General features: G+C 59.1%; 10 protein-coding genes. 1 reads left to right on the top strand and 9 read right to left on the bottom strand.

What is annotated here, in order from left to right:
- Window positions 1-36: 36 nt before the first annotated feature.
- Window positions 37-2,628: a glycosyltransferase gene (locus tag ACA053_RS05470; RefSeq protein WP_497394695.1), complete on the bottom strand. Its 2,592-nt coding sequence runs from the start codon at window positions 2,626-2,628 to the stop codon at window positions 37-39.
- A 218-nt stretch (window positions 2,629-2,846) separates the two neighbouring features.
- Between ACA053_RS05470 and tcdA the strand changes: the two genes are divergently transcribed.
- A complete protein-coding gene (gene tcdA / locus ACA053_RS05475) occupies window positions 2,847-3,659 on the top strand; it encodes a tRNA cyclic N6-threonylcarbamoyladenosine(37) synthase TcdA (RefSeq protein WP_371922057.1) in 813 nt (270 codons plus the stop codon).
- 88 nt (window positions 3,660-3,747) lie between these two features.
- Here the strand turns inward: tcdA and ACA053_RS05480 are convergent, their stop codons facing one another.
- From ACA053_RS05480 to ACA053_RS05515, 8 genes are all read right to left on the bottom strand, one after another.
- Complete coding sequence (locus ACA053_RS05480; protein ID WP_497394696.1) at window positions 3,748-4,152, bottom strand: SufE family protein; 405 nt, start codon at window positions 4,150-4,152, stop codon at window positions 3,748-3,750.
- Complete coding sequence (locus tag ACA053_RS05485; RefSeq protein ID WP_497315887.1) at window positions 4,149-5,354, bottom strand: aminotransferase class V-fold PLP-dependent enzyme; 1,206 nt, start codon at window positions 5,352-5,354, stop codon at window positions 4,149-4,151. The genes ACA053_RS05480 and ACA053_RS05485 overlap by 4 nt, the downstream gene beginning before the upstream one ends.
- Window positions 5,355-5,516: 162 nt before the next feature.
- The gene (dapD, locus tag ACA053_RS05490; protein ID WP_497394697.1) at window positions 5,517-6,551 is read right to left on the bottom strand and encodes a 2,3,4,5-tetrahydropyridine-2,6-dicarboxylate N-succinyltransferase; all 1,035 of its coding nucleotides are present in this window, start codon (window positions 6,549-6,551) and stop codon (window positions 5,517-5,519) included.
- 33 nt (window positions 6,552-6,584) lie between these two features.
- Window positions 6,585-6,947 (bottom strand): ArsC family reductase, encoded by a 363-nt coding sequence (locus tag ACA053_RS05495; protein WP_497315891.1) that lies wholly within the window; start codon window positions 6,945-6,947, stop codon window positions 6,585-6,587.
- A gap of 469 nt (window positions 6,948-7,416) precedes the next feature.
- The gene (locus ACA053_RS05500; protein ID WP_497394698.1) at window positions 7,417-8,163 is read right to left on the bottom strand and encodes a M12 family metallopeptidase; all 747 of its coding nucleotides are present in this window, start codon (window positions 8,161-8,163) and stop codon (window positions 7,417-7,419) included.
- 111 nt (window positions 8,164-8,274) lie between these two features.
- Entirely contained in the window at window positions 8,275-8,922 is a 648-nt protein-coding gene (locus ACA053_RS05505; RefSeq protein ID WP_497394699.1) for a zinc metalloprotease, read from the bottom strand.
- A gap of 371 nt (window positions 8,923-9,293) precedes the next feature.
- Window positions 9,294-10,493: a succinyldiaminopimelate transaminase gene (dapC, locus tag ACA053_RS05510; protein ID WP_497315897.1), complete on the bottom strand. Its 1,200-nt coding sequence runs from the start codon at window positions 10,491-10,493 to the stop codon at window positions 9,294-9,296.
- A gap of 93 nt (window positions 10,494-10,586) precedes the next feature.
- Complete coding sequence (locus ACA053_RS05515; RefSeq protein ID WP_109628205.1) at window positions 10,587-13,289, bottom strand: [protein-PII] uridylyltransferase; 2,703 nt, start codon at window positions 13,287-13,289, stop codon at window positions 10,587-10,589.
- Between the last annotated feature and the right edge of the window lie 29 nt (window positions 13,290-13,318).

Genomic DNA, 13,318 nt, shown 5'->3' on the forward strand with positions numbered 1-13,318 from the left:
CGACCATTGGCCGCCGTTTAGTGCATCTGTAGAGATTTAGACTGCCGGTGCCGTCTCTGTCGCGACCACCGGTTTCGGCAGCGAAGACAGGAACGCCATGATCAGCGCCGCCAGGTACGGCAGCGACTGAACCAGCAACATGGTCACCCAGAAGCGCATGTCGTTGCTCGGCATGCCGTTCACCAAGTAAATCCCCAGTGCCGCGCCCCACAACAGCAGCATGATGAACACCTCTTCGCGCGCCTCCGAGATCGCCACCCAGAAACCGTGGTTATCGGCGTTCTTCGGTGTGCGGAAAAACGGAATGCTGCTGGTGAAGAAGCCGTACAGCACCGCTTTGGCGATGGTGTGCGACAACGCCAGGCCGGCCAGTGCCGCGCAGAACGCATCCTTGAGGTTGACCCCCACTGCACGACGGTAGAGGAAGATGATCTTGCCGACCTTGAACACGAACAGCGCCAGTGGCGGGATCGCGAAAATCAGCAACGGCGGATCGACCCGCTGCGGCACGATGATCATCGCCGCCGACCACAACAAGGCGCCCACGGTGAAGAAGATGTTCATGCCGTCCGCGACCCACGGCAACCAGCCCGCGAGGAAGTGGTAACGCTGGCCGCGGGTCAGCTCGGTGCCCTTGCCGCGAAGCAAGCTGGTGGTGTGACGCTTGATGATCTGAATCGCGCCATAGGCCCAGCGGAATCGCTGTTTCTTGAAGTCGATAAACGTATCGGGCATCAGGCCTTTGCCATAGCTGGTGTGGTAATACGCCGCCGAGAGGCCTTTCTCGAACACGCGCAGACCCAACTCGGCGTCTTCACAGATGCACCAGTCGGCCCAGCCCAGTTCCTCGAGCACAGAGCGTCGGGTCATCGTCATGGTGCCGTGCTGGATGATCGCGTCACGGTCGTTGCGGGTGACCATGCCGATGTGGAAGAAGCCTTTGTATTCCGCGTAGCACAGCTTTTTGAAGGTGCTTTCGTTCTGGTCGCGGTAATCCTGTGGCGACTGCACCACGGCGATTTTCGGATCGGCGAAGTGCGGCACCATGTGCTTGAGCCAGTTCGGGTCGACGCAGTAGTCCGAATCGATCACCGCAATGACTTCGGCATCCTTGGCGGTGTGCGGAATCAGATAATTCAGCGCGCCGCCCTTGAAACCGGCCAACGGCGCGACGTGGAAGAACTTGAAGCGCGGGCCGAGGGTTTCACAGTAATCGCGCACCGGTTCCCAGACCGCCGGGTCCTTGGTGTTGTTGTCGATGATCAGGACTTCGAAGTCCGGATAGTCGAGGTTGGCCAGGGCGTTGAGGGTCTGTTTGACCATCTCCGGCGGCTCGTTGTAGCAAGGGACGTGGATCGATACCTTCGGTCTGTAGTCCGATTCGCCGACCACCGGCAGGAATTCACGCCGGCGCTTGTGGGTCCAGACCGCCTCGGCCAGTTCATGCGCCTCGGTCAGTAGCACGATAAAGACCCCGAGTGCGCCGAGTGCGAGTAGGCCCCCGACCGTCAGGCTGAACCAGGTGCTGTATTGCAGGCTGTAGTCGTAACCGATCCACACCAGCACCGATCCGCAAAGGAAGGCGATAAAGGTCAGGAAGGTGCGGCCGCGTTGGCGCAGGGCCGAGCCGTCGATCATCAGCAGGGTCAGGGACAGCAGCGCCAGGACCACCGAACCGACCGCCAGCACGCGCCATTGCGGGATCGCAACGACCGGGCCTTCGAAGTTGAATTTCTGCTGGCGTGCGGCGTTGAAAACACCCCAGTAAGCGCCCACCGAACCTTCGTCGCTGGCCTTCCATGGTTGGTCAAACGCTTCGATCACGAAGTAGTTGAAACCCTGGCGGTTGAGCTTGTTGACCAGTGTGCGCAGGTAAATCGCCTGGTCTGCCGGCGATGCATCGGCACCGCCGCGCATACGACCGTTGCTCGGCCAGCCGACTTCCGACAGCAACAGCGGTTTTTTCGGGAACATTTTTTTCAGATCACGGGCACGGTCCAGTACGAACTGCCCGGATTGCTCCATCGGCACATGTTCCCAGTACGGCAGGACGTGGGCAGCGATCAGGTCGACGTGCTTGGCCAGGCTCGGGTTTTCTTCCCAGACGTGCCATTGCTCGGACGTGGTCACCGGCACTTTCACCGCCGCGCGAACGCGATCCAGAATAATGCTGAGATCTGCAGCGGTAATTTCCTTACGGAAGATCGCCTCGTTGCCTACAACCACGCGAACCACGCTGCGGGAGGTGTTGGCGAGTTCGATGGCGCGCAGGATCTCACGCTCGTTGCGCTCCTCGTCCGGGCTGATCCAGATACCGAGGGTGACCCGCAGACCGAATTCTTCCGCCAGTTTGGGGATGTCTTGCAGGGAGCCGTCGACCGAGTAAGTACGGATGTTGTCCGTCAGCTTGCTCATGATCTCCAGGTCGCGACGCATTTCATCGTCGGTCGGATACTGCTCTTTTTGTGGGTACTGACCCTGCTGGAACGGCGAGTACGAAAAGCCGGAGATCTGCTCAGGCCAGTTGGGAGCGGTGACCGGGCGATTGATCAGCGCCCAGAAGCCGGTAAACAAGGCTGCGATGGCGAGCACCACGACCAGGTTGAGTCCAAATTTACGCGATGACATAGTTATTTCAGGTTCCAAAGGCTGTGGAACGAAGGACCGGTCGGCGTGTGCCAAGGGGCGCGCATCCTACACCGGGCATTCCTTGAGCGTATAGCTGGCAGGGAAATGCCCTACGTTTGGCAATCCCGTTTCGCATAAGTTCTTTCACTTGTCGCGGTAACTTAGAACTTGTTGCAGTACTAGCCCTATAATGCGCGCCGGTTTTTGGGGTAATGGTCATGAGTACAGAAGATCCGCGGTTTGCAGGCATCGCCCGTTTGTATGGCATCGACGGACTTGAGCGCCTGCGCGCAGCCCATGTGGCGATCGTCGGCGTCGGTGGCGTCGGTTCCTGGGCGGCGGAAGCCATCGCCCGGTGTGGCGTGGGCGAGATTTCGCTGTTCGACCTCGATGACGTCTGCGTCAGCAACGCCAACCGTCAGTTGCACGCGCTGGACAGCACTGTCGGCAAACCCAAGGTCGAGGTGATGGCCGAGCGTTTACGCGGTATCAACCCGGACTGCACGGTGCACGCGGTGGCGGATTTCGTCACGCGCGAGACCATGGCCGAGTACATCACGCCGAACATCGACTGCGTGATCGACTGCATCGACAGCGTGAATGCGAAAGCGGCGCTGATTGCATGGTGCAAACGCCGCAAGATCCAGATCATCACCACCGGCGGGGCGGGCGGACAGATCGACCCGACGTTGATCCAGGTCTGCGACCTGAACCGGACTTTCAATGATCCACTGGCGTCGAAAGTGCGCTCGACCCTGCGCCGGGATTACGGCTTTTCACGCACCGTGACCCGTCATTACAGCGTGCCGTGCGTGTTCTCGACCGAACAACTGCGCTACCCGAAACCGGATGGGAGCATTTGCTTGCAGAAGAGTTTTGTCGGCGATGGCGTGAAGCTCGACTGCGCCGGCGGGTTTGGCGCGGTGATGATGGTGACGGCGACGTTCGGCATGGTCGCGGCGACCAAGGCTGTGGATAAGATTGTGGCGGGTGTGCGGCGGCCGGCGGATCGGGTCAAACCTCAAGTTTGATGGCGTGGTTGATGACCTCTTCGCGAGCAAGCCCGCTCCCACGCTGGAATGCATTCCCCTGTGGGAGCGGGCTTGCTCGCGAAGGCGATTAGCCTGCCAACTCATTCATTCGCTGTAACACGGCATTAAGGCCATTACTGCGCGAAGGCGACAGTTGCCGACTCAGCCCAAGCTGATTGAACCACTCCGGCAAATCCACCTGCCGCAACTCATCCGCCGACAACCCGTTGACCCGCGCCAGCAGCAAGGCCACCAACCCGCGAATCAACCGTGCATCGCTGCTCGCCGCAAACTGCCAGTGACCGTCATCCAGCGAACCCACCAACCACACCTGGCTTTCACAGCCATGCACGCGGTTGGCGTCGATTTTATCCACATCACTCAACGCAGGCAGGCGGTCGCCCCATTGCATCAACAGCCGCGCCCGCTGTTCCCAGCCGGGCGCATTCTGAAAGGTTTCGAGGGCGGTAACGGCATCGGCCGGCAAGCTCATCGCAACAACTCCAGGGCCTGATCCAGCGCTTCAAAGAACCGCTCGAGGTCTTCGGAATCGTTGTACAGCGCCAACGACACCCGGATCGCCCCAGCCAGTTCAAAGCTTTTGAGCAACGGCATCGCACAGTGATGTCCGGCGCGCACCGCGATGCCCTGTTCGGTCAGCAAATGCGCCAGATCAGAGTTATGCACACCCTCGACGACAAAACTGGCCAAGGCCAGTTGCGGCTTGCCCAGCAGCCGAATGCCATTGCGCGCTTCAAGACCTTTCAACAAATAGTCATGCAGCGCCGCTTCATGGGCAGACACGGCGTCCTGATCAAGCCCCGCCAGATAATCCAGCGTTGCCCCAAGGCCGATCACACTGGCAATCGGCGGTGTGCCCGCCTCGAAACCCAATGGGGCAGGGCGAAAGCGTGAACTGTGGTAATCCGCATCCAGCACCATCTCGCCGCCAAACTGCCAATGGCGCAGTTGTTTGAGCGCTTCATGGCGACCGAACAACACGCCCAGACCGTCGGGGCCATAGAGCTTGTGGCTGGAGAACACATAAAAGTCGCAACCTAGCGCCTGCACGTCATGCCGGCCATGAACCACGCCTTGTGCGCCATCGACCACGGTCAATGCGTCGTGCGCCTTGGCCATCGCCAGCAAGGCGGGCAAGGGCTGCCAGGCGCCGAGCACGTTCGATAGCTGACTGACCGCCAGCAAACGGGTGTGCGGACTGATCAATTGCGCGGCGGCATCAAGGTCGATCAAACCGTCAGCGTCCAGCGGCAGAATCACCAGTTTCAAGTCGCGACGCAGAGCCAGTTGCTGCCACGGCAGCAGGTTGGCGTGGTGCTCCAGGGCGCTGATGACAATTTCATCGCCCGGGTTGAATAAGTGCTCCAGGCCATACGCCAGGAGGTTCAGCGCGGAAGTCGCGCCGTGGGTAAAGATGATTTGCCCGCAATCGCCGGCATTCAGCCATTGGGCGACTTTGCTGCGGCTGGCCTCGAACGCCTGGGTGGCATGGGCGCCGGGCAAGTGTTGCGCCCGATGCACGTTGGCCGCGCCATTGGCGTAGTAATGCGCCAAAGCGTCCAGCAGGGCTTGAGGTTTTTGCGTGGTAGCGGCGTTGTCCAGATAGGTCTGGTCCTGCCGTTGCAGCGCGGCGATGGCCGGGAAGTCGGCGCGCCAGGGGGAGGGAATCATCATGTTATGCGGCCCTGGTCAACATGGGCGGGTGTACGCCTGACCTGATGGTCGGGCCTACGCCGAACCTGTAGGAGCGAAGCTTGCACGCGAAGCTTTTTGGCGGCCTCAAGGGCCCTTTCGCGAGCAAGCTTCGCTCCTACAGGGTAATCCGTGTGGCGCTGCTTAGTTGTGAGCGTGCAGCGCTTCGTTCAGTTCGATCGCCGATTTGTGGGTTTTGCATTCCACGGCACCGGTTTCCGAATTGCGGCGGAACAGCAGGTCAGGCTGACCCGCCAGTTCACGCGCTTTCACGACTTTGACCAGTTTGTTGTTTTCGTCCAGCAGCGCCACTTTGGTCCCCGCGGTCACGTACAGGCCGGACTCAACGGTGTTGCGATCGCCCAACGGAATGCCGATACCGGCGTTCGCGCCGATCAGGCAGCCTTCGCCGACCTTGATCACGATGTTGCCGCCACCCGACAGGGTGCCCATGGTCGAGCAACCGCCGCCCAGATCCGAGCCCTTGCCGACGAAGACGCCAGCCGACACACGGCCTTCGATCATGCCCGGGCCTTCGGTGCCGGCGTTGAAGTTGACGAAACCTTCGTGCATCACGGTGGTGCCTTCGCCGACGTAAGCACCCAGACGAATACGCGCCGCGTCAGCGATACGCACACCGGCCGGAACCACGTAGTCGGTCATTTTCGGGAACTTGTCTACCGAGAACACTTCCAGCAACTCGCCGCGCAGACGGGCTTCCAGCTGATGCTCGGCCAGTTCGGCCAGGTCGATGGCGCCCTGGCTGGTCCAGGCCACGTTCGGCAACAGCGGGAACACGCCCGCCAGGTTCAGGCCGTGCGGCTTGACCAGACGATGGGACAGCAGGTGCAGCTTGAGGTAAGCCTCAGGCGTGGAGGTCAGTTGAGCGTCTTCGGCCAGAATGGTCGCGACCAGCGGCTTGTGGCTTTCGGCCAGACGGGTCAGCAAAGCAGCTTGTGCAGCGTCGACGCCTTTCAGCGCTTCAGCCAGTTGCGAGGCCTGGGCAGTGCTGAATGCGATGGCCTGGTTGCCTTCGGTGTAGCCCAGAACCGGCGCGATGGCCGCGACCAGTTCGGCAGACGGGTTGAGCAGCGGCTGTGCGTAAAACACTTCCAGCCATGCGCCTTGACGGTTTTGAGTGCCGACACCAAAGGCCAGGCTGAACAGAGTAGTGGACATGTTGATACCTCTAACAAAATGGAACGGGCAGGCTTACTTGAGCGCCGCCGCGTAGATATCTGGCTTGAAGCCAATCAGGGTTCGTTCACCGAGATCAAGCACCGGGCGCTTGATCATCGAGGGTTGTGCGAGCATCAGTTCGATCGCTTTCGCTTGGTCGAGATCGGCTTTGCGTTCGTCGTCGAGTTTGCGAAAGGTCGTGCCTGCACGGTTCAACACCACTTGCCAGCCGTGCTCGTCGCACCATTGGTTCAGGTGTTCACGGTCGATTCCGGCCGTCTTGTAATCATGGAAGTCATAGCTGACAGCGTGTTCATCGAGCCAGGTGCGCGCCTTTTTCATGGTGTCGCAGGCTTTGATGCCGAAAAGGTGCAACGTTTTGCTTGAAACGGTCAAGGAATTGCCCCCTTTGCAGGTGCTGGAAATTAAAGGTGACGGATTATGCCATGACCGAGCGGTTTCGCGTCGGCCGTGGTTGTCATGCCACCGCAAAACCTGTGGGAGCGGTGTGTCAGGACGATGCGACATGGGCTCAACGGCCAGCCCGCAGTCTAAGTGGCTAATATGGCACTTCAATGCTGTCGATTGCCTGGGCGCCGCGTTTTATGCAAACCGCCTGCAACGTCCGGGTTCGCTTTGGTTGGCAATAACAGGCGTGTATCACTGGCCAACGCCGATGTGGCGTTCGTAAAAGGCGCCGCGGGCGCAGCGCCTGGAGTTGTATAGTCTCTGTCGTCATCGCCAGATGGGTGATGACGTATTACAAGAGGTGTCGTGTGGGCCGGATTTGAGTGAGACCAATCCCGGATCGGTCAAATAGGCCTCCAAGGCCAATAGCGAGGTGACACAGGCTGCTGGGCCTGAATCAGACGGCGTCGATCGATCGAAACTTCGGATAGGCTTTGCGCATGACTCGCCTGTCCAGCATGCTGATTTTTGTGTTGATACCCACCTCCCAATCCTCAGTCGTCAACTCGTTCGGAACCGGGTAGTGCATGATCGAATCCTTATCGTAGGGGCCCGATAAATAGTCGCTGCCTTGAAGGGGCGTCAGGACATTAAGGTCCGTGTCTTCATCGGTCCACCCATAGTTGGTTTTATAAAATTCGTAGACTTTCGGTTTGTCCCAGGGAATGTTTGCCTTTGGGTGTTGCTGCTCGTGCTTTAGCCCCAGTGCGTGACCGAACTCGTGCAGCACGGTTGCTTCGAATTCTGGATGGTCCATTTCAATGTTCAGATTCAGCGTCGGCTGGTGTTGTTCGTACAACAGCGCATCGGTTCCCACTGCGGAGTCGTTGGTTGCGCTGGATGTGGAAATCCTGATCTCGCTTTCACCGTCATCAACAAATTCGAAGTGCAAGTTGACTGAGGGTTGCCATTGTTTGATCAACGCTTCGATGGCTAGCCGTTTCGTTTGAGTTGGAGTATCCACGAACGCGATTCTTAACGTCCGGCCGTTACCCCAGAATTTGCTCCAGATGCCGATGGCGCGCTTGGTACGTCGACCCGCAGAAGAGGGTTGGGCGTTGCGGGGGTTTTCCAGGATGGCTGCATCGTAAGAGGCGAGTTCATCACAGGGGTGGATTGTTTTGCATGGAGTAATAGAGTGCATGATTAACTTACTTGTCGTTCGCTTGCTGAGGTTTTGTCCGTTGGCGTAAGAACGGGGACTTTGTTTTCGATGGCCATGACAAATTAACTGCGTTCTGTGAAAGCCGGCGACTTACTCATTGTCGGGATACGGATAAGCCTTCGCCATGAAAGCCTTGTCTTTTTCGCTGAGATCAAAATTGAGAAAAACCTGGAAGTCGCCTTCGGTCCAGGATTGCTGGATGACGTAGTGCATGATTGACTTTCGGTCGTACTCTGAATAAACGCTTGCGTCGGGGGCTGCGCGATCCAGGTACCATTGGTGCAGTCTTTCTCGCGTCACTCTGGCGCGGTAGTTGTCTTCTTCAGGGTTGTCGGTTATTCCATGTTGCGCATAAAGGGCTGACGTGTTCCAGGGGATGTTTGCCGTCGGGTGGGTCTGCTCATGTTCTGCCCCCAGCATATGTCCGAATTCATGCATCACATTGGCTGCAAAATAACGAGCGTGGATGGGTGAGTGTGGCCAGAGCCTCATTGTCGGCTCATCTGCAGATAACAGTGCATCTGTGCCGACTTTAGACGAGAACGTTCCTTCCTCGCTCAGTATGCGGATGTCGCCTTCTTTACCTTCGACGAATTCGAATTTCAAGTTGATGTGCGGTAGCCAATGGCTGGCTGCAGAGATGGTCGCGGCTTTACATTCTTCGGTGCCATTGAGAAAGGCGATGCGAAGAGTGCGGCCGGGAGTCCAGAACTTGGAAGGTTTTTTCTTGGCCCACATTATTTTGCAACTCCTGGGGAAACCTGAGTTGGCGTGTGCGCTGTATTTGCAAAGTGACAGAGGGCGTCGAAGTCTTCGGGCGCTATTATAGAAAAAGTTACGCTGTAATCCATGGTCTAACTTCCTTGTTTGATTAATAGGGGTGCGGCTTTTTACGGAAGTAGAATTTAGTGTTGGTGACAGGTTTAGTAAAGTGGAAAACTTGCGGGGTGTGTTACTTGGTGTTGTTAGAATTGTCGGGTATTGCACTCGACAAACAATATGGCTTTGTAAACGCTGTAGTGTCTTGTGATGGAGTAGGGCTTGTTGTATTGAAGTCGGATCTGGTCATACAAGTTGCCGTGCCAGATTGACTGGCACGGCTTCATGGATTACTGCTTGCGGGTAATAAACGCGCGAATACGTTCGGCGGCTTCCACGCATTCCGCCAGAGGCGCGACCAGCGCCATCCGCACTCGACCGGCACCTGGGTTGACGCCATCCACCTCACGGGACAGGTAAGAACCCGGCACCACCGTCACATGTTCTTCAACAAACAGATCACGGCAAAACGCTTCGTCGTCGCCCTCAACATTCGGCCACAAATAAAAACCGCCGTCTGGACGCTGCACGTCCATCACTGGACCGAGGATCTCCAGCACCGCATCGTACTTCTCGCGGTACAGCGCTCGGTTGGCGCGTACATGCACTTCGTCATTCCACGCGGCGACGCTGGCCAGTTGGGTCTGAACCGGCATGGCGCAGCCGTGGTAGGTGCGATAGAGCAGGAAACCTTTGAGGATGTCGGCATCACCGGCGACAAATCCTGAGCGCAGGCCTGGCAGATTGGAGCGCTTGGACAAGCTGTGGAACACCACGCAGCGCTTGAAGTCCTTGCGGCCCAGTTCCACGCAGGCACTGAGCAGACCGGCCGGCGGGGTTTGTTCGTCGAAGTACAGTTCGCTGTAGCACTCGTCGGCGGCAATCACGAAGTCGTATTCGTCAGCCAAGGCGATCAGCTTCTTCAGGGTGTCGACTGGAATCAGCGCGCCGGTCGGGTTGCCTGGTGAGCACAGGAACAGGATCTGGCAGCGTTTCCAGATGTCTGACGAGACCGCGTCGAAATCGGGGTTGAAGCCGTTCTCGTCCAGGCACGGCAGGTAATGTGGCTTGGCCCCGGCGAGGAATGCCGCGCCTTCGTAGATCTGATAGAACGGGTTCGGGCTGACCACCAGGGCGTCTTCGCCACGGTTGACCACGGTCTGGGTGAAGGCAAACAACGCTTCACGGGTGCCGTTGACCGGCAGCACGTTGCGCGCCGGGTCAAGCCAGCCGGTCGGAACGTTGAAGCGGCGTTCGCACCATGCAGCGATGGCTTCACGCAAAGCCGGGATGCCGAGCGTGGTCGGGTACACGGCCATCTGATCCAGATTGCTTGCCAGGGCTTCGGCGACGAAGCTTGGCGAACGGTGCTTCGGCTCGCCAATGGACAGCGCGATGGCGCGCTTGTCCGGGTTTGGCGTGACGCTGCCGAGCAGGGCGCGGAGCTTCTCGAACGGGTAGGGCTGCAACTGGTTCAGAGCGTTGTTCATGGGGGCCTCTTCTAATGTGGGATCGAGCTTTTGTGGTGAGGGGATAAATTCCCTCACCACAAAAGCTCGATCCCACAGGGAAAGTTGGTTAGTTCAAATACTCAAGCGTGACAATTTGATATCGGGTTCATTACTGACAGTCAGCTGTTCAACGATCGCATCCTGCAAGCGGGTGCACAGCAACGGGTCGGACAGCGGATGGTTGTTCGCGTCGGTGATGAAGAACACGTCTTCCACGCGTTCGCCGAGGGTCGCAATCTTGGCGTTCTGCAGCGACAGGTCGAACTCGAGGAAGATCGTGCCGATTCGCGCCAGCAGCCCCGGGCGATCCGGCGCGCTGAGTTCCAGCACTGTCACCGGGCGCTGCGCGTCATTGTGGATCGTCACCTGTGGCGCAAAGGCGAAATGCTTGAGCTGGCGCGGCACGCGGCGCTGGATGATGGTCGGGTAGTCGTCCGGATTGCGCAACGCTTCGGTCAGGCCTTCGCGGATCTGTTTGACCCGTGCCGGGTTATCGCCGATCGAGTCGCCGTCAGTGTCGAGCACGATGTAGGTGTCGAGGGTGAACTGGCTGCTGGAGGTGATGACCCGGGCGTCGTGAATGTTCAGGTTGAGCTGGTCCATCGCGGCCACGGTCACGGCGAAGAAGTCGTGCTGGTCGGGCGCATAGATGAAGATCTGCGTGCCGCCCTCGAATTCGCGCTGGGTGGTTTCCTTGATCAATACCAGCGGCCCGCCATCGGCTGGTTGCTGGAGGATCGCGTCACTGTGCCAGGCGACGTCGCCGGCGGTGTGACGCAGGAAATAGTCATCGCCCAATTGCGACCACAGCTGTTCGACATCGTCCGGATCGGTACCGCCGCGCACAAGAATGTCCAGGGCTGCACTTTGGGTCTGGCGGATCTGCATTTCGCGATCCACCGGGTTTTCCAGGCCGCGGCGCAAGGCGCGCTTGGTCTCGGTGTAGAGCTGGCGCAAGAGGCTGGCACGCCAGGAGTTCCACAGCGTCGGGTTGGTGGCGTTGATGTCGGCGACGGTCAGCACATACAGATAGTCGAGACGGGTTTCGTCGGCGACGGCTTGTGCGAAGTCGTGGATCACCTGCGGGTCGGACAAGTCCTTGCGCTGGGCGGTGGTCGACATCACCAGGTGGTTCTGCACCAGCCAGACGATCAGGCGGCTGTCCCACACCGGGAGCTGGTGGCGCTGGCAAAAGGCTTCGGCATCCACCGCACCGATTTCCGAGTGATCGCCATGCCGGCCCTTGCCGATGTCGTGGTACAGGCCGGCCAGATAAATCAGCTCGGGTTTGGGTAGCTTGGCCATGAGCTTGCTGGCCAGCGGGAATTTTTCCGACACTTGCGTGTACTGCAACTTGCGCAGGTGCTTGATCAGATTCAGTGTGTGGGCGTCGACTGTATAAATGTGAAACAGGTCATGCTGCATCTGCCCGACAATGAAGCCGAACTCCGGCAGATAGCGCCCAAGAATGCCGTAGCGGTTCATCCGGCGCAGGTTGCGGTGGATGCCGATCCTGCACTTGAACAGCTCGATGAACAGGCTGGTGTTGCGAATGTCATTGCGGAAATCGTCATCGATCAGGTGACGGTGCTCGCGCAGCAGGCGAATGGTATCGGCGCGCACGCCTTTGATTTCAGGCTGCTGGGCCATCAGCACGAAGATCTCGAGCATGGCGAACGGCGTGCGGCGGAACACGTTGTCGTTGCGCGCCTCGATGTAACCGTCGTGCAGCTGGAACCTCGAGTTGATCGGCTGCGGCGGCGCTTCGTCCTCCGGGGCGAGGATGACTTCTTCGAAGTGCTGGATAATCAAGTCGCTGAGCTGGGCAATGCTCATGACCACCCGGTAATACTGCTGCATGAAGTTTTCGATGGCTTGCTTGGCGTCATCGCCCTCGAAACCCAGCAGCCCGGCAATCGAGCGCTGGTGGTCGAACAGCAGGCGGTCTTCGGAGCGCCCGGCGAGCATGTGCAGCGCGTACCGGACCTTCCACAAAAACTCTTGGGACGAGGCCAGCAGGGCGTTTTCGCTTTCGACCAGGAAGCCTTCACCGGCCAGGGCCCGCAGGTTCAGGGTGCCGTATTCGCGGCGGGCCACCCACAGAATCGTCTGAATATCCCGCAGGCCGCCAGGCGAGCCTTTGACGTTGGGTTCCAGGTTGTATTCGGTATCGTTGTATTTGTGGTGACGGGCCTTTTGCTCGGCGCGCTTGGCCAGGAAAAAGTCCTTGCTCGGCCACATGTGCGCGGTACTGGTGACGTCGAGCATGCGCTGGCGCAAACGCTCGGGGCCGCAGATGGTACGGCTCTCCATAAGGTTGGTGACGACTGTCAGGTCGGCGCGGGCCTCGACGGCGCATTCGTCGACCGAGCGAACGCTCTGACCGACTTCCAGGCCGATGTCCCACAACAACGTCAGAAAACGCTCGATGGAGTCACGGAAAACTTCGTGATCGGCGCTGTCCAGCAGGATCAGCAGGTCGATGTCGGAATAAGGGTGTAACTCGCCGCGACCGTAGCCGCCGACCGCGACCAGCGCGATGTCGGCATCTTCGCTCCAGTTGAATTGCTCCCAGGCCTTTTGCAGGATGTTATCGACGAACCAGGCGCGATCCTCGATCAGCCGGCGAATGTCGCGGCCGCTGCGAAAGCGCCCGTCGAGCACCTCGCGGGCCTGGCGGATCGCCTTCTTGAAGGCCGCGATCGGGCTTGCCTTCAGGGCCAGTTCTGCCTGGAACTGGCCGCGGTCGAAGAGTTCGGGATCCACCTGCGGCATCGATTGGCTTTCCTATCTATCTATAAGGC

It is taken from the genome of Pseudomonas sp. LBUM1672 (genome assembly GCF_059695655.1).

Coding starts and splice junctions, on each gene's coding strand:
- ACA053_RS05505 (WP_497394699.1), bottom strand. CDS start 8,922: ATGTGGGCCAAGAAAAAACCTTCCAAGTTCTGGACTCCCGGCCGCACT.
- ACA053_RS05470 (WP_497394695.1), bottom strand. CDS start 2,628: ATGTCATCGCGTAAATTTGGACTCAACCTGGTCGTGGTGCTCGCCATC.
- ACA053_RS05500 (WP_497394698.1), bottom strand. CDS start 8,163: ATGCACTCTATTACTCCATGCAAAACAATCCACCCCTGTGATGAACTC.
- dapD (WP_497394697.1), bottom strand. CDS start 6,551: ATGTCCACTACTCTGTTCAGCCTGGCCTTTGGTGTCGGCACTCAAAAC.
- ACA053_RS05515 (WP_109628205.1), bottom strand. CDS start 13,289: ATGCCGCAGGTGGATCCCGAACTCTTCGACCGCGGCCAGTTCCAGGCA.
- tcdA (WP_371922057.1), top strand. CDS start 2,847: ATGAGTACAGAAGATCCGCGGTTTGCAGGCATCGCCCGTTTGTATGGC.
- dapC (WP_497315897.1), bottom strand. CDS start 10,493: ATGAACAACGCTCTGAACCAGTTGCAGCCCTACCCGTTCGAGAAGCTC.
- ACA053_RS05480 (WP_497394696.1), bottom strand. CDS start 4,152: ATGAGCTTGCCGGCCGATGCCGTTACCGCCCTCGAAACCTTTCAGAAT.
- ACA053_RS05485 (WP_497315887.1), bottom strand. CDS start 5,354: ATGATGATTCCCTCCCCCTGGCGCGCCGACTTCCCGGCCATCGCCGCG.